Consider the following 16,382-nt stretch of genomic DNA (forward strand, 5'->3'; position numbering starts at 1 on the left):
CGGCGCCGGCGGGATGGCCGGTCGCCAGGACGTGACTCCCCGTAAGATAGTCGTTCACGACTTGGCAAGGTGTGCTATGCGGATATCGCTTGTCACGCGATGAACAAGGTATCTTTATCGCGTTCCTGCTGCAGGATCCCAACGTGGCCCAGACCACCGAACCGCTATCCGCCCTGGCCGCCGAGGGCGCGACCCTGGCCCTGCCGCTGCGCGGCCAGATTGCACTACGGCTGGTGGACATTTCCATGGTCATGCTGCGGGTCGCCGCCATCGTGGTGCTCCTGTCGCCCCTCCTGGGCGTTGCCATCCTGCTCGGGTGATATTCATGGAGGGTTAAGCGCTCGCCGCCCCCGGCAGCGGCACATGGTCCCCAGCCGGGGCGTTTTGCGGCAGAATGCCATCCGATATGACGAACCCTCAGGATTCGCGGATGGACATGCAACCCGACGAGATCGACCCGGCTGGCGGCCCATCCGAGGCGGATCGTCTGCTTGGCGAAGGTGATCGGTTGCGCGACCGCCGCGCCTGGGCCGACGCCGCCGAGGCCTACGGCCAATATCTCCGCCTGCGCGGTGAGGACGGCCCGATCTGGGTCCAGTACGGCCACTGCCTGAAGGAATCCGGCGACCCCAAGGGCGCGTTGCTCTGTTACCGGGAGGCGGAAAAGCTGCTGCCCGACGACAGCGACCTGTGCTTGCAGATTGGCCACGCGCTCAAGCTGCTCGGTCGGACCGAGGAGGCGCTTGGCGCCTATGCCATGGCGCTCAACCTCGACCCCGGCAACGTCGATGCCCAGCGCGAACTGCTGGGCGACGCCGCCGTCCTACCCCCTGCACCCCTGCCGGCGGCCGCCCTAGCGCCCATCCCGGCGACGCCGCCGGTCGCGGCGGTTCCATACGGTGCGGCAGCGGTCGCCGCGACCGGCGCGCCGCTGGTCTTCGACGCCTCGGACCTGTTCGACTATTTCCGCCACAACCGCGCGCCGACCGGCATCCAGCGCGTGCAGCTCAACGTCATCCGCGCGGCCTTGCAGGACGCCACCGACCTGCCGGTCTCGGTGGCCGCCTTCGACCCGGCCAGCGGCGCCTGGAAACCGGTACCTACGGCGCTGTTCCTCGACCTCGCGCGGCTCTCCGCCACGGCGACCGACACCGCCGAGCCGGACTGGGCCGCCGCGGTCGCCGCGATGGGCCAGGTCCTGCGGAGCAGCCAGGCGCTCGACTTCGGCGCAGGCAGTACGCTGGTCAACCTTGGCACCTCCTGGTGGATCCCGGACTACCTCCGCCAGGTGCGGGAGGCCAAGGCACGGCATGGCATCCGCTACGTTCCCTTCCTGCACGACTGCATCCCGCTGCTGGTGCCTGAGCATTGTGCCGAGGGGCTGGTGGATGAGTTCGCCCGCTGGTTTGCCGGGCTCTGCCTGCATGCCGATGCGGTGCTGGCCAATTCCGACTGCACCAGGGGCGATTTCGAGCGGCTGCGAGAGGCCGTCTTGCCCGGGACCGCGATCCCCTGCCGCACCGTCCCGCTGGACGGCAGGCCGGACCCGGTCGAGCCCGGCTCGCTCCCGGCCGTCCTGCGCGACGGCCGTCGCTTCGTGCTTTCGGTCGGCACCATCGAATCGCGCAAGAACCACCTTCTGGTCTTCCAGGCCTGGCTGACCCTGGTGCGGCGTCATGGCGCTGAGGCGGTGCCCGACCTGGTCTGCGTCGGCAAGCTGGGCTGGCTGGCGGAGGAAGCGCTGCGGCTGCATGCCCGCTCCGCGATCCTGCGGACCAAGGTCCATCTGCTGCAGGACGTGCCGGACACCGGACTGGCGGCGCTGTACCGCGACTGCCTCTTCACGCTCTACAACAGCTTCTACGAGGGCTGGGGCCTGCCGGTCACCGAGAGCCTCTCGCATGGCAAGGTGCCGCTGGTGCCGGAGCATTCGGGCCTGCGCGAATCGGGCGCCGCCGGCGCCGTCTTCTTCGCCCCGAACAGCGAGCCCGACCTGGTCGCGCAGCTCTGGCGATTGAGCAGCGACGCCAACCACCGGGCGGCCTTGGAGGCCCGGATCGCCGAGCGCCTGCGGCTGAGGAGCTGGGCCGAGATCGCGACGCAGGTGGTGCGCGACGCGGCCGCGGCTGATTCGCCGGGCCTGCCGGCGCCGCTTGTCCGGCTGCCCCTTCCGCTCGGCCAGGCGCATCCGATCGGCCTCCTGCCGGGGCCCGAGCCGGTGCTGGCCATGGCGGTCGCCGATGCGCTGCGGGAAGGCCCAGGCTGGTCGCCCGCCGAGCCTTGGGGGGCCTGGGCCCGGCCCGGCGAGAGCCGGCTCCGCCTGCCGTTGCCGGTCGAGGCCACCGGGACGGCGTTGCGGGTCTATCTCGAGATCCAGGCGCCTGGCGAGCCGGCGGTCTTCGTGCTGCGCGCCGGGCGCGCGGGGGGCGCGGCGCCAGTGGCGCTGCGGCAGGAAACCGGCGCTGCGGAGCGACTGTTTGCGATGCTCACCGTGCCGGAGGGTGGGGCCGACGAGCTGGTCGTATCGATCGACGGTGCCTATGCGGCGGCGATCGGTGCGACGCGGGTCGGCATCTGCAGCCTGATGGTCTGCCGGGCCGACGATCACGCGGCGCGGCTCGACTACCTCGAAAGCCGGGCGCTGGCACGGCTGCCGGGATAGGGCCGGGGCAGCGCGCCCGCCGCCCCGCCACGCCTACAGGAAGATCCGCGTCGCCACCGCGATCTGGTAGATCAGCCCGAGCAGGTCGCTGCCGATCTGGAAGACCTTGGGATCGAGCTTCGGCAGCACGATCAGCTCGTCGCCCGGCCGCGGCATTTCCGCCGGGTCGAGCACCAGCTCGCCGCTCGCCCGCCGGATCATCAGCGAGCTGTCGTTGCCGCGCGGCGCGTAACCCCCGGCCGCCTTGACGTAATCGGCCAGCTTCATCTCCGGCCGCCAGACCACGGCGCGCGGCGCCGTCACCTCGCCGGCGACGAGCACGGTCTGCGACTTCTCCGGGATGACGATGACGTCGCCATCCTCCAGCCGCACCGGGGCGCAGTGGCCCTGGTTGTCCACCACCACCAGCCGGCCTTCCGGCTGGGTGCGGCGGGCTCGCTGGATGTAGGAGGAGACCAGGTTGGCCTCCGAGGCGCGGATCGCCGCGACCCCGGTGGTCGGGGACACGGCGAGGAACAACTGCCGTTCCAGCCGGTCCAGCGCCTCATCGATCGCCCGGCGCTGCTGCTGCGCGACCGAGGGCCGCAGCAGGAAGACCGACCGCGTGTCGGCCAGGACCGGGTCCACCGCCACATAGTCGAGCAACTGGCAAAGCTGCGCGTCACGGTCGGCGACCAGGACGGAGGGGCCGATCCGGCTGCCCTCGATGGTCACGCGGACGGTGCGGGCCGGGCTGTCGGTGATGAAGCTGACGGTATCCTGGTCCTGCAGGGTCAGGCCCTGCAGCTCCGCCAGGGTTGCGTAGCGTGAGAAGGGCTGGCCGCCGCGGGTGCCCTTCACCACCGCATTGGTGGCGGAGGGCAGGGGGCGGGCGTAGTCGACCAGCTCGCGGCCGGTCATGGCACGGCCGGGCACCTCGAACATATAGTTGTTGCGCACCGCGCCATCGGCGCCCACCACGGCGCGCTGCCGGGCGACCACCACCGTGTCGCCTTCCTGCAGGCGGATCTGCGGCAGCCGGCCCTCGATCAGGAAGCGGTAGAGATCGACATTGGCCACCGTGCGGCCGCCGCGCTGCACGGCGATCTCGCGGTAGGAGCCGCGGCCAGGATCGACGCCGCCCGAGCGCACCAGGAAGTCCACCACGCTGTCGGCGGCCGAGCCTGCATAACGGCCCGGCGTGCGGACGAAGCCGGTGACGAAGACGCCGATCCGCTGGGTCGACAGCAGCACGGCATAGACCTGCACCTGGTTGGTGTAGACCTTCTGCACCTCGGCCTCGACCGTCCGCTGCAGGTCGCCGGCGCGGGTGCCGGCGACGCGGATCGGGCCGATATTCGGCAGGAAGAGCATCCCCGAAGGGTCGACCTGGCCGACCACCTCGGCCTCCACCGCCCCCCAGACGCGGACCGAGACGCGGTCGCCGGGGACGATGACGTAATTGGGGTTTGGCGCATCGCTGACCGCGGAGGCTTCGCGGGTAAAGAGCGAGGCGCCGAAGACCGCGGTGGCGCCGGCCACCCGGCTGCCGTCGCCGAGCGGGCCGACCGCGACCGGGCCGCCTTCCGACTGCGTCTCGCTGCCGGTGCGGTTCAGCACGCGGTCCGGCCCGACCAGGTTGGGCAGCGACTGGGTCACGCCCTGCGAAGGGGCGAGGGCCCCGCCGGGCCTCGGCCCGAGCAGGGAGTTGGTCTGCATCTGCTGCAACGACTGGAAGGGGGTCTGTGCCCCGGCGCCGGCCGCGGCCAGCAGTCCCGCAGCGACCAGGAAACCAAGCTTACGATGCATGTTCGCGCATTCCCGCGATGAGCAGCCAGGCCAGGCCGTAGGCCACGGAAAGGCAGGCGAAGACATACAGGACGGACAGGATGGCCTTCGGGTAGCGCGCATACTCGGCCATGTTCGGCTCGACGACCCGCAGCAGGAAGATCTGCTGCCGCAGCGCGTCGCCGCGCGCCCGCTCCAGCGAGGCGGTGGCGGAGGCGAGCTGCGCCCGGGCCAGTTCCTGCTCGACGCCGAGCCGCTCGTATTCCCCGACCTGCTGCGAGACGCCGTCGGTGCTGTCGCCCAGGCGGCGGCGCTCCTCAGCGATTTGGCCGATCAGACCCTCGGCGCGGTTGCGCAGCTGCAGCAGCCGCGGGTTGTCGGCCCGGGCGAAGCGCTGCGCTTCGGCCAGCTCGGCCCGGGCCTGGGCCAGCGCGCCTTCCAGCTTGCCGATGGTTTCCAGCGAATAGCCGGCGGACCGGGTCGGGTCGACGGCGCGGGCGCGCTCGCGGAACGTGCCGACCGCGAGCTGGGCGGCGGTGAGCCGGCCCTCGGCCCGCGTCACCTCATCCCGCGCCACGCGTAGCCCGTCCTCCTGCAGCCGGCGGTTCAGCATGTTCACCAGCTCCTCCGATAGGGTGAGGAGATGCCGGGCAATGATCTGGCTATCCTCCGGCCGGAAACTGCGGACCCGCAGCGCGGTGATGCCGCTGGTGGTGTCGTATTCGGCCGAGGTCATGCGACGGAAATAATCGAGTAGCCGCTCGGCCGTCGGGGCCTCCCACCACAGTCGGGCTATGGGGTCGGCCTCCGGCCGGCGGAAGATGTCGACCAGCGGCAGGCGCTGGCGCAGCGCGGCGACGGCGTCGTGCGACTGCAGATAGTCGCGCACGCCCATAGCCTCCTCGGAGGCCGGCTTGAAGCCGGCGCTTTGCGCCATCTCCGCCATGGCGCCGCCGCCGCCGCCACCGCCGGAGCGGCCGCGGACGATGAAGCGGGCTTCCGATTCAAACTGCGGCGCGGCGATGCCGAACAGATAGAGGGCCGCCAATGCGGTCGGCAACAGCACCGTCACCGAGAAGGCGTTGCGCTTCACGAACCGGCGCAGCCGCGCCGTGAGGCCCGGCATCGCCACCGGCCCCGACCAGCCGGCCGGGTCGATTGCTGCGTCAGGCAGCCTTGTAGACGGCGATTGCTTCGTCCAGATCGTCATAGCGGGTCAACCTACCATCCTGGAGGATTGCTGCGGTCTTGCAGAAGGCCCGCACGGTTTCAGCCTGGTGGGACACCAGCAGCAGGGCGCTGCGGGCATTGAGGTCGGCGAGCGCGGCACGCGCCCGTTCGCCGAATTTGCTGTCGCCGACGGCGATCGCCTCATCGACGAGGTAACAGTCGAAATGCACCGCGAGCGAGAGCGAGAAGCCGAGCCGCATGATCATGCCGGACGAATAGGTCCGCACCGGCATGCGGAAGTAGTTGCCGAGATCGGCGAAATCCTCGACGAAGTCGACGACCTCCTGGATCGGCTTGTCGTAGATCCGGGCGATGAAGCGGGCATTGTCCGCGCCGGAGATGCTGTAGTGCATGGCGCCGGCGAAGCCGAGTGGCCAGGAGACGCTCATCCGCCGCTCGATCCGGCCGCTGTTTGGGTATTCCACCCCGGCGATCAGCCGCAAGAGCGTGGTCTTGCCGGCGCCGTTGCGGCCGAGGATGCCGACCTTCTCGCCGGGCGCGAAGGTAATGTTGACGCCACGCAGCACTTCCTTGGCGCCGAAATGCGTCTTGTAGCTTTTGTGGACGTCCTGCATGCGGATCATGGCGGCTCACACGACCAGGTGCCGGCGGGCCTTCCGGATGGCCGCCATGCCGAGCAGGTTGAGCACCACGATCGAGGCCAGGACGTAGGCGATATCAAACGTCGTCGGTACCAAGGTGCCGTACAGGCCGTAGCGTACCATCTCGAAGCAATGGACGGTGGGGATCAGCAAGGCCGCCGCCTGCAGGTCGGAAGGTAGCCAGAACACCATGAAGAAGGCGCCGGTCAGCGGCATGCACAGGTATACGGCCAGATGCGTCACGCGCTCGAACAGCTCGGTGTAGACGCTGCCGGCGGCGATCAGGAAGGCAAGGCCCTGAGCCAAGCCGAGCATCAGCAGCATGCCAAGCACGATCAGCCCCGGCTCCCGCGGCCAGTCGCCAAGCACCGCGCCGAACAAAACGAGATATGCCATCAAGGCGATGCCGACCGCCGCGAACTCCAGCAGGTGACGCGACAGCATGATATCGAGGATGGTGACGTGCCGATGGTACAGCAGCGACTGGTTGCCAGCGATGCCGACCGGGGCGCGGTTCACGATGCCGCGGAACAGGTAGAAGGGGATGTAGCCAACCACCCAGAAGACGAAGGGGTTGAGCCCGCCCGGCATGCTGTGGCCGGAGGCCAGGTGCAGCGCCCCGATCACCCCGCCGAGCATCATCGGTTCGAGGAAAAGCCAGACATAGCCGAGATTGTCGCGGCCGAACCGGGTGCCCATCTCGCGCAGCGTGAGCGCGCCGATCACCCGCGTCTGGATCCGGAAGCAGGACCAGAGGCTGGCCTGCGGGCCGACGACGCTGCTCACGGCCGCGCCGCGCCGCTTCCCAGCAGCAGCGGCCGCGCCGCAACCCACTGGCCATCGGCCTGGCAGAGCAGACTGGCTTGGCCGCCATATCCGGCACCCAGGATCACTTCCCGGCATTCCCGGCCGCTGGCGGCGGCATAGGCCCGCACCACGCGAGCCTGGGTGCTGCGCCCATCGGCCAACACCACGGTCCCGGACTGGCCAGGCGCCGCGCCGGCGATGAAGGCACCGAGCGGGTCTTGCTGCACCGCGGCCACCGAGGGAGGGGACGCCGCAAGCGTCGACGATGGCCCGCCGACACTGCAGCCAGCGAGGAAGAACAGCGCTCCGAGTAGCGCAAGCCGGGTGGAAGTCGCCATGGTTGGACGCCCAGAGGCGCCCGAGACAAAAATCATGTGTTCGCAGCCTCCGCTGCTTCCTCTACCAAATAGTGTGTGAGGAGCAACCCAATTCCTTTGAACGTTAGTGAACCTTCCCGATCGGCGTGGCCTGGATGACGCGGATCGGATCGCGCGCGCTTGGCTGGTTCCGTCCCGGCCGGCATCCCCTGCGGCCGCTCCAGCTTAACCGGCCGAAGCTTGACGCTTTCTTCCCGGAAAATGGATGGGAGGGGTCGTGCGACGAGGGACCCTTCCGCGCCCCCCACTTCGGTGCGGCCTGGGCGCCGGTCGCGCTGCTTGCCAAGCCACTCATGGGAGCGATCGAGACGGGGCTGGCGGGCGCCGGGCCGGATGCCGAGGCCCGGGCGGCGGCGCGGGCCGTGATGACGCAGTTGCGGCTGGCGCGGGTCGGCGGTGCGCCCGGGCTGCCCGACCCGGGGCCGGCCCGACTCGGCCAGTCCGCGGGGCGGGCCGTGCTGTTGCTGGACCCTGGCGATCCGGCCTGGGCCGCCGCCGCGCAGGCGATGCTGGCAGCGTTGATCGGACGCCCGGTGCTGGTCGCGCTCGACCCGGATGCACCGCCCGGCGCCCGCCCAGTGCTGGCCGCGGCCGGGGTGCCGGTGCTGCCCGGGAGGCTGGCGCCCTGGACGCTGCTCGACCTGGCAATCGAGTTGCACACGTTTTCGCCGCAGATGGCGCTGCTGGCCGGGGCGGCCGGCGTGCCGGCGTGGCTCGGTGGTGCCGTGCCCTGGGGCGGCGCCGCTCCGGAGGCTGCCTTCGCCGCCGTGCTGGCGGCGACGCGCTGGGCCGACCCGTTCCGCGACCGGCCCTCGACGCCGGCCGCGGGGATTGCCCAGCTGGCGGCCTGGCGGCAGGCCGAGGCGGCGAACCGCCGCATCGTCGCCTGCACCGGGATCGAGTGGTTCAAGCACCGCGCCATGCTGGCGGCGCTCGCCAGCATGGCCGGCCCGCCGCGGATCGTCATGCGCGGCTCCACCGCGCTGCGGCTGGCGCGGCAGGAGGGGGGTGATGCGGCGGTCTGGGCCGCGGTGATGCCGGAGGATTTGCCGGCCCGGGCGGCGGCGGCCGGAGTCGGGCTGGTGCGGATCGAGGACGGCTTCCTGCGCTCCGCCGGGCTTGGCGTGCAGGGCGCGCGCGCGGCTTCCCTCGTACTGGACGGCAGCGGCATCCATTACGACCCTGCGGCGGAAAGCGACCTCGAGCGGCTCTTGGCGAATACGGATTTCGACGCGGCGCTGCTGACGCGCGCGGCGCAGCTTCGCGCCGCGATCATCGCGGCCGGGGTCACCAAGTACAACCTGCAGGGCGCGGCGCGGCTGCCGCACCTGCCAGCCGGACGCCGGGTGATCCTGGTGCCCGGCCAGGTGGAGGACGATGCGGCGGTGCGCCACGGCGGCAGCCGGCTGCGGACCAATCTCGACCTGCTGCGGGCGGTGCGGGCGGAGAACCCGGATGCCATCATCCTGTACAAGCCGCATCCGGATGTGGAGGCCGGCATGCGGCGCGGCGCAGTGCCGCAGGCGGCCGCGATCGCAGACCACGTGCTGCGCGAGGTGCCGATCGGCCCACTCTACGGGCTGGCGCAGGAGGTGCACTGCCTGTCGAGCCTGTCGGGCTTCGAGGCGCTGCTGCGCGGCCTCAAGGTCGTCACCTGGGGGCGGCCCTTCTATGCCGGCTGGGGGCTGACCGAGGACCGCGACCCGCCGCCGCGGCGCGGACGCCCGCTGTCGCTCGACGCGCTGGTGGCCGGCGCGCTGATCCTGCACCTGCGTTGCATCGACCCGGTCACCGGGCTGCCCTGCCCGCCGGAGCTGCTGGTGGAGCGGCTGGCGATGCGGCGCGGCGCGCCGCCGCCGATCCCGCTGACGCCGGCGCCGCTACGCGCGCTGATCGCGCGCTGCTCGCGGGCCATGGCGGGCTGGTGGACGGCGCGATAGATGCCACTGTCCTCGTACCGATCCTGAGCAACTGTGCCGCGGGCTTGGGCAGAACCGCCCGGCGCCGGAACTGCTCCGCGAATCGGGAGCTTTCCGGCCGCTGGCAGGCCCCTTTGCAGGGTGCTAGCGTCGGCGTGCTGAGGCTTCCGGAGAAGAACATGGGCTGGTGCATTCGCGCGGCGCAGGGCGCTGCGGTCGTGGCTTTGTCGTTGGCGACCGCACCGGCCAGTCACGCGCAGACGCTGACGATGGCCGTCGGCGCGCCGGTCACCTCGATCGATCCGCACTACCATCAGCTATCGCCGAACACCGCCGTCGCCCACATGATCTTCAGCGGGCTGACGGCGACGGACGGGCGCGCCCGCATCGTCCCCGACCTGGCCGAAAGCTGGAAGGCGATCGACGCCACCACCTGGGAGTTCAAGCTGCGGCCCGGCGTGCGCTTCCACAACGGCAGCGAATTCACCGCCGAGGACGTTGCCTTCACCTTCGCCCGCGTGCCGAACGTGCCGAACTCGCCGTCCTCCTACGCCATCTATACGCGGCCGATCCGCGAGGTGCAGGTGGTCGATGCCCATACGCTGCGGCTGAAGACCGCGGTGCCCTACCCTCTGATGCCGACCGACCTGGCCAGCATCATGATCCTCGACAAGGAAACCCACGCGCAGGCGACGACCGAGGGTTTCAATGCCGGGCCGATGGCGGTCGGCACCGGGCCGTTCCGCATGGTCAGCCACCGCAACGGCGACCGCATCGAGTTCGAGCGCAACGACGGCTATTTCGGCGCCAAGCCGGCCTGGCAGCGCGTCAACTACCGCATGATCACCAACGACGCCGGCCGCACCGCGGCGCTGCTGGCCGGCGACGTGGAGTTCATCGACCAGGTGCCGACCAGCGACCTGGCCAAGCTGCGCAACGATCAGCGGCTGGCGCTGTCCGAGATCACCGGCCTCCGGCTGATCTACCTCGCCTTCGACCATGCGCGGGCCGAGGCCTCGCCCTTCGTTACCGACAGCGACGGCAAGCCGCTCCCGGCCAATCCGCTGCGCGACCCGCGCGTGCGCCGTGCACTGTCGATGGCGATCGACCGCAACGCGATCGTCGAGCGGGTGATGGAAGGGGCGGCGATCCCGGCCGGTCAGTTCCTGCCGGAGGGCTCCTTCTCCTACGTCCCGGACCTGGCGGCGACGAAGTACGACACCGAGGGCGCGAAGCGGCTGCTGGCCGAGGCCGGCTTCCCGCAGGGCTTCCGCATCACACTGCACGGGCCGAACGACCGCTACCCGAACGACAGCCGCATCATCCAGGCGATCGGCCAGATGTGGACCCGCGCCGGGATACGCACCGCGGTCGAGGCGCAGCCCTGGACCACCTTCATCAGCCGCGCCGGGCGGCAGGAATTCTCCACCTTCCTGCAGGGCTGGGGGACGTCTTCGGGGGAGGGGTCCAACCCGCTGCGCAACCTCACCGCCACGCCCGACCGGGACAAGGGCTACGGCGCCTCCAACCGCGGCCGCTATTCCAACCCGGAGGTGGACCGCGTGCTGGACCAGGCGATGCGCGAGCTGGACGACGCCAAGCGCGAGGCGCTGCTGCAGCAGGCGACGCGGCTGGTCTTCGAGGATACCGGCATCCTGCCGATGCATATCCAGAAGAACACCTGGGCCATGCGGAAGGGCCTGGCGCATGACGCCCGTGCCGACGAACTGACCCGGGCGCAGGATGTCCGCCCGGCAGGCGCGGCGAAATGACCGCCTTCCTGCTGCGCCGGCTGATCCAGGCGGCGGGCGTCGTGCTGGTGATGTCGCTGCTGGTCTTCCTCGGCGTCTACTGCATCGGCGACCCGATCGAGATCCTGATCAGCCCCGAGGCCGACCAGATCGAGCGGGAGCGTGCGGTCCGCGCGCTCGGCCTCGACCTGCCGCTGTGGCAGCAGTACCTGGTCTTCCTCGGCAATGCGCTGCAGGGCGATCTGGGCCGCAGCTTCGTCTTCAACGAGCCGGCGCTGCGGCTGATCCTGGACCGCATGCCGGCGACGCTGGAACTGGCGGTCGGTGCCACCATCGCGGCGCTGATCATCGGCCTGCCGCTCGGCCTCTATGCCGGGCTGCGGCCGCACTCGCCGCTGTCGAAGGGCATCCTGGCGGGCAGCATCCTCGGCTTCTCGCTGCCGACCTTCTGGGTCGGGCTGATGCTGATCATGGTCTTTGCCGTGCAGCTCGGCTGGCTGCCGAGCACCGGGCGGGGCGAGACGGTCACGATCCTCGGCGCCCGCTGGTCGTTCCTCACGCGCGACGGCCTCGCGCACATGATCATGCCGGCGCTCAACCTCGCACTGTTCAAGATCAGCCTGGTCATCCGCCTGACCCGCGCCGGGGTACGGGAGACGATGCTGATGGACTACGTGAAATTCGCCCGCGCCAAGGGCCTCTCGCCGGCGCGGATCACCTTCGTCCACGTCTTCAAGAACATCCTGATCCCGGTGGTCACGGTGGTGGGGCTGGAATTCGGCGGCACCATCGCCTTCTCGGTAGTCACCGAAAGCGTCTTCGCCTGGCCGGGCATGGGCAAGCTGATCATCGACAGCATCAACGTGCTCGATCGGCCGGTGATGGTCGCCTACCTGATGATCATCGTGCTGATGTTCATCACCATCAACCTGGTGGTCGACATCACCTATTCCCTGCTTGACCCGCGAGTCCGGCTGGAGGGCAAGTCATGAGCACCACCACCGCCCGCGCACCGCTTGCCACCCTTCCGCCCGTGCCGCGGGTGGAGACGCCGTTCCGCCGCTTCGTCTCGGAATTCGCCGCCTCGCGCCTCGCGCTGTTCGGCCTGGTGGTGTTCGGCATCATCGTGCTGGTCGCCGTATTCGCCTCCTGGCTCGCGCCGCAGAATCCCTACGACCTGGCGCAGCTCGACATCATGGACGGGCGGCTGGAGCCGGGCAGCGTCGGCGGCTCGGGCATCACCCACTGGCTCGGCACCGACGACCAGGGCCGCGACATGCTGTCGGGCATCATGTACGGGCTGCGGATCTCGCTGATCGTCGGTGCGGGGTCGGCGATCATCGCCTGCCTGGTCGGCGCCTCGCTCGGCATGCTGGCGGCCTATGCCGGAGGGCGGACCGACGGTCTGATCATGCGGCTGGTGGACCTGCAGCTGTCCTTCCCGGCAATCCTCGCGGCGCTGATGATCCTGGCCTTCCTCGGCAAGGGGATCTTCAACGTCGTCATCGCGCTGGTGGTGGTGGAATGGGCCTACTATGCCCGCACCGTGCGTGGCTCGGCGCTGGTCGAGCGGCGGCGCGAGTATATCGAGGCGGCGCAGTGCCTCGCCCTGCCGACGCGCCGCATCATCTTCCGTCACCTGCTGCCGAACTGCCTGCCGCCGCTGATCGTCGTCGGCACCATGCAGGTGGCGCGCGCCATTGCGCTGGAGGCGACGCTGTCCTTCCTCGGCCTCGGCGTGCCGATCACCGAGCCGTCGCTCGGCCTGCTGATCGCCAACGGCTACGAATACATGCTCAGCGGGAAATACTGGATCAGCTTCTACCCGGGGATCGCGCTGCTGGTGACCATCGTCTCGATCAACCTCGTCGGCGATCAGTTGCGCGACGTGCTGAACCCGAGGCTGAAGAAGTGAGCGCGCCGACTCTCGAAGTCCGCAACCTGCGCACCCATTTCTTCACCCGCGCCGGCGTGGTGAAGGCGGTCGACGACGTCTCCTTCACCGTGCGCAGCGGCAAGGTGCTCGGCCTGGTCGGCGAGAGCGGCTCGGGCAAGTCGGTCACCGGCTTCTCCATCCTCGGCCTGGTCGACCCACCCGGTCGCATCGTCGGCGGCAGCATCCTGTTCAAGGGGCAGGACCTGGCGACCTTGTCCGAGGAAGCGATGCGGCAGCTCCGCGGCAACCGCATCGCGATGATCTTCCAGGACCCAATGATGACGCTGAACCCGGTCCTGCGCATCGACACCCAGATGATCGAGACGGTGCAGGCGCATGCGAAGGTGAGCCGTGAGGAGGCCCGGCAACGTTCACGCGACGCGCTCGGCCAGGTCGGCATCGCCTCCCCGGATGAACGCCTGCGCTCCTACCCGCACCAGTTCTCCGGCGGCATGCGCCAGCGCGTCGCCATCGCCATCGCCCTGCTGCACAAGCCCGACGTCATCGTGGCGGACGAGCCGACCACCGCACTCGACGTCACCATCCAGGGGCAGATCCTGGCCGAGGCGCAGAAGCTCTGCGCCCAGACCGGCACCGCGCTGGTCTGGATCACCCACGACCTGTCCGTCGTCGCCGGCCTCGCCGACGACATCGCGGTGATGTATGCCGGCAAGGTGGTGGAGAACGGCCCGGTCGAGCAGGTGCTCGACGCCCCGCTGCATCCCTACACGCTTGGCCTGATCGGCAGCGTGCCCAGCCGCAACCGGCGCGGCGAGCCGCTGCGGCAGATTCCCGGCATGACCCCCTCGATGCTCAACCTGCCGGCCGGCTGCGCCTTCCGCGCCCGCTGCCCGCGTGCCGAGGCGCGCTGCGCCGAGCCGCCGCCGATGGCGGAGTACCGGCCCGGCCGCTTCGCCCGCTGCATCCACCCGCATGACGAGGTGCTGGCCGCATGAGCGCCGTGCTGGAAGCGCCCCGCGCCGCGGCGCAGGACGGCGTGCCGATCATCGAGTTGCGCGGCGTTTCCAAGCGCTTCTCCAACCCGCTCGACTTCGCCGGCCGGCTGATCAAGCGGCTGGGCGTCAAAATGCGGGAGGACGTGGTGCATGCCGTCGACGGCGTCGACCTCAGCGTCCACAAGGGCGAGGTGGTCGGCCTGGTCGGTGAGAGCGGCTGCGGCAAGTCCACCCTCGGCCGCATGGTCGCCGGCATCATGCCGCCTTCCGACGGCCAGGTCATCTGGCGCGGCCAGGACCTGACGATGCTGTCCGGGGCCGATGCCAAGCGCGCCAAGCTGCGCACCCAGATGATCTTCCAGGATCCCTATGCCTCGCTCAACCCGCGGCTGAAGGTCGCCGAGATCGTCGGCGAGGCACCGCAATACCACGGCCTGGTACCGCGCGGCGGGCTAGAGACCTATGTCGACGACCAGCTCCGCCGGGCCGGGCTCGATCCCGCACTCAAGCGCCGCTACCCGCATCAGTTCAGCGGCGGCCAGCGGCAGCGCATCGGCATCGCCCGCGCCCTGGCCGTGCAGCCCGACTTCCTGGTCTGCGACGAGGCAGTGGCGGCGCTCGACGTCTCGATCCAGGCGCAGATCCTCAATCTCTTCATGAAGCTGCGGCGGGAACTCGACCTCACCTACCTCTTCATCAGCCACGACCTTGGGGTGGTCGAACACCTGAGCGACCGGGTGGTGATCATGTATCTCGGCCGGGTGGTCGAGGAGGCGCCCTCCGAGGAGGTCTTCGCCCGGCCGAACCACCCCTACACGCGGGCGCTGCTGGCCGAGGTGCCGCGGATCGAGGCGCGCAAGCGTGCCTTTGCCGGGGTGCAGGGGGAGATCCCGTCGCCGCTGAGCCCGCCCAGCGGCTGCCACTTCCACCCGCGCTGCCCGCATGCCTTCGACCGCTGCAAGGTCGAGCGACCGGCGCTGCGGCAGGTGGCGCCCGGGCATCGCAGCGCCTGCCACCTGAACGACGCGGCGTGAGGCGCGCCGTCGCCCTGCTGTTGCTGCTGGCACTCGGCGCCTGCGCCGCCGGCGGGGCGAGCGGGCCCTATCTCGGCGGCTCGGTCGGCGGCAATCTGCGGGCGGATACCCGCGGCCGCTGAAGCGTCAGCGTGCCCGGGCGGCCAGCGCGAAGGAGGCGGCGCCAAGTCCGGCCAGCGCCATCAGCAGCCAGGGCACCGGCCCATAGCCGCCGGCGCTTTCCCAGATCAGCGCGATCAGCACGGGGGCGGCGGTGCGCGGCACCACGGTGGCCACGCTCAGCGCCCCGGTGATGGCGCCGTAGCCTTCACGTCCCAGGATCTCCGCCACGCCGGCGGCGCGGACGATGGTCATCAGCCCGTCGGCCACGGCCCAGCACAGCGCAAACAGCACCAGCCAGGCGAGCTCTGGCGGCGCCAGCGCCAGGACCAGCATGCCGACGGGCGTCAGCAAGGTCGCCAGCAGCCCGACGCCACGCATGGTGACGCGCCGGCCGAGCGCGAACAGCGCCAGCCGCGCCGCCACCTGGAAGGGCCCATGCAGCGCGACGATCAGCAATACGGAAGCCTCCGGCAGGCCGCGCTCGCGCAGCAGGGGGATGGCATGCGCGCCGAGGCCGATGCCGATGAAGGCATGCGCCGCGAAGCAGCCGGCCAGGCCGAGGAAGGCCGGCCGCCGAATGGCCTCGCGCAGGCTGAAGCCGCTGCGCGGGGCGAAGGCCGGGCGGGGCGACGGTCGCGGCAGCAGCCATAGCGCGAGCAGGCCGGGGATCACCTGCAGCGCCGCCAGCACCAGCAAGGCATGCCGCCAGCCGAACGCCTCGATCAGCACCGCGCCCAGCGGGACGAAGATCGTCCCGGTGAAGCCGGTGATGAAGGTGATGCCGGTGATGGTGCGGCTCGGGTCGCGCGCCGAGGTCACCACCACCGCCATGGCCGGGCCCCAGAGCGCGGCCGCCTGGGCCAGCCCCATGGCGGCCCAGGTCGCCCAGTAGGCCGCTAGGCTGTCGGCGAAGGACCAGGCCAGCAGCAGCGCCGCGCCGAGCCAGCCGCCCCAGGCCAGCATCGACCGCCCGCCGTGGCGGTCGACGTGCTGGCCGATCGGCACCGCAGCGAAGCCGGAGACCAGCATGGCCAGGGTCAGCCCGGCATTGATCGCCGCGCGCGACCAGCCGAGTTCGGCCTCCATCGGTGCGCCGAACAGCGCGAAGGTGGAGAACAGGGTGCCCCAGCCGATGGTCTGGCCGATGGCGATGCAGAGGAGGAGGCGGGCGTCGCTGGCGCGGGCCGTGCCGACGCTTTCCTCAGGTGCCGGCACGGCCATGCGGTCAGCCCCGGTCCC

The 16,382-nt window shown here is 70.6% G+C and carries 15 protein-coding genes; 9 read left to right on the forward strand and 6 right to left on the reverse strand.

Translation table 11 applies throughout. The features are described 5' to 3' along the window. The first annotated feature begins 89 nt into the window (after positions 1-89). Complete coding sequence (locus ACFQS7_RS08590) at positions 90-320, forward strand: hypothetical protein (protein ID WP_380066629.1); 231 nt, start codon at positions 90-92, stop codon at positions 318-320. A gap of 110 nt (positions 321-430) precedes the next feature. After that, positions 431-2,662, forward strand: a complete 2,232-nt coding sequence (locus tag ACFQS7_RS08595; protein WP_380066630.1) for a glycosyltransferase — start codon at positions 431-433, stop codon at positions 2,660-2,662. Between the two features lie 33 nt (positions 2,663-2,695). On the opposite strand, the gene ACFQS7_RS08600 is transcribed toward ACFQS7_RS08595, so the two are convergent. Genes ACFQS7_RS08600 through ACFQS7_RS08620 form a run of 5 tightly spaced genes read right to left on the reverse strand, consistent with a single transcriptional unit; the run spans position 2,696 to position 7,406 of the window. After that, complete coding sequence (locus ACFQS7_RS08600; protein WP_380066631.1) at positions 2,696-4,450, reverse strand: polysaccharide biosynthesis/export family protein; 1,755 nt, start codon at positions 4,448-4,450, stop codon at positions 2,696-2,698. Beyond that, positions 4,440-5,639, reverse strand: coding sequence for a capsule biosynthesis protein (locus ACFQS7_RS08605; RefSeq protein ID WP_380066632.1), 1,200 nt, complete (start codon positions 5,637-5,639; stop codon positions 4,440-4,442). The genes ACFQS7_RS08600 and ACFQS7_RS08605 overlap by 11 nt, the downstream gene beginning before the upstream one ends. Beyond that, positions 5,596-6,234 (reverse strand): ABC transporter ATP-binding protein, encoded by a 639-nt coding sequence (locus ACFQS7_RS08610; RefSeq protein ID WP_380066633.1) that lies wholly within the window; start codon positions 6,232-6,234, stop codon positions 5,596-5,598. The genes ACFQS7_RS08605 and ACFQS7_RS08610 overlap by 44 nt, the downstream gene beginning before the upstream one ends. Before the next feature lie 15 nt (positions 6,235-6,249). After that, the gene (locus ACFQS7_RS08615; RefSeq protein WP_380066634.1) at positions 6,250-7,047 is read right to left on the reverse strand and encodes an ABC transporter permease; all 798 of its coding nucleotides are present in this window, start codon (positions 7,045-7,047) and stop codon (positions 6,250-6,252) included. After that, positions 7,044-7,406: a DVU3141 family protein gene (locus ACFQS7_RS08620; RefSeq protein WP_380066635.1), complete on the reverse strand. Its 363-nt coding sequence runs from the start codon at positions 7,404-7,406 to the stop codon at positions 7,044-7,046. The genes ACFQS7_RS08615 and ACFQS7_RS08620 overlap by 4 nt, the downstream gene beginning before the upstream one ends. Positions 7,407-7,738: 332 nt before the next feature. Between ACFQS7_RS08620 and ACFQS7_RS08625 the strand changes: the two genes are divergently transcribed. The 7 genes from ACFQS7_RS08625 to ACFQS7_RS08655 all read left to right on the forward strand — a co-directional run bounded on the left by ACFQS7_RS08625 (position 7,739) and on the right by ACFQS7_RS08655 (position 15,163). After that, positions 7,739-9,385 carry a hypothetical protein gene (locus ACFQS7_RS08625; RefSeq protein ID WP_380066636.1) on the forward strand — a complete coding sequence of 549 codons (1,647 nt, stop codon included), beginning with the start codon at positions 7,739-7,741 and terminating at the stop codon, positions 9,383-9,385. Positions 9,386-9,543: 158 nt separating this feature from the next. Then, complete coding sequence (locus ACFQS7_RS08630; RefSeq protein WP_380067231.1) at positions 9,544-11,136, forward strand: ABC transporter substrate-binding protein; 1,593 nt, start codon at positions 9,544-9,546, stop codon at positions 11,134-11,136. Next, entirely contained in the window at positions 11,133-12,107 is a 975-nt protein-coding gene (locus ACFQS7_RS08635) for an ABC transporter permease (protein WP_380066637.1), read from the forward strand. The genes ACFQS7_RS08630 and ACFQS7_RS08635 overlap by 4 nt, the downstream gene beginning before the upstream one ends. Continuing rightward, positions 12,104-13,030: an ABC transporter permease gene (locus ACFQS7_RS08640; protein ID WP_380066638.1), complete on the forward strand. Its 927-nt coding sequence runs from the start codon at positions 12,104-12,106 to the stop codon at positions 13,028-13,030. The genes ACFQS7_RS08635 and ACFQS7_RS08640 overlap by 4 nt, the downstream gene beginning before the upstream one ends. Beyond that, positions 13,027-14,007, forward strand: a complete 981-nt coding sequence (locus tag ACFQS7_RS08645; protein WP_380066639.1) for an ABC transporter ATP-binding protein — start codon at positions 13,027-13,029, stop codon at positions 14,005-14,007. Before ACFQS7_RS08640 ends, ACFQS7_RS08645 begins: the two co-directional genes overlap by 4 nt. After that, on the forward strand, positions 14,004-15,041 hold the full coding sequence (locus ACFQS7_RS08650) for an ABC transporter ATP-binding protein (RefSeq protein WP_380066640.1): 1,038 nt from the start codon (positions 14,004-14,006) through the stop codon (positions 15,039-15,041). Before ACFQS7_RS08645 ends, ACFQS7_RS08650 begins: the two co-directional genes overlap by 4 nt. Beyond that, on the forward strand, positions 15,038-15,163 hold the full coding sequence (locus ACFQS7_RS08655; protein WP_380066641.1) for a hypothetical protein: 126 nt from the start codon (positions 15,038-15,040) through the stop codon (positions 15,161-15,163). Before ACFQS7_RS08650 ends, ACFQS7_RS08655 begins: the two co-directional genes overlap by 4 nt. Positions 15,164-15,167: 4 nt before the next feature. On the opposite strand, the gene ACFQS7_RS08660 is transcribed toward ACFQS7_RS08655, so the two are convergent. Further along, positions 15,168-16,364 (reverse strand): MFS transporter, encoded by a 1,197-nt coding sequence (locus tag ACFQS7_RS08660; protein WP_380066642.1) that lies wholly within the window; start codon positions 16,362-16,364, stop codon positions 15,168-15,170. Positions 16,365-16,382: the final 18 nt, after the last annotated feature.

This window comes from Dankookia sp. GCM10030260 (genome assembly GCF_042666655.1).
GTDB lineage: Bacteria > Pseudomonadota > Alphaproteobacteria > Acetobacterales > Acetobacteraceae > Paracraurococcus.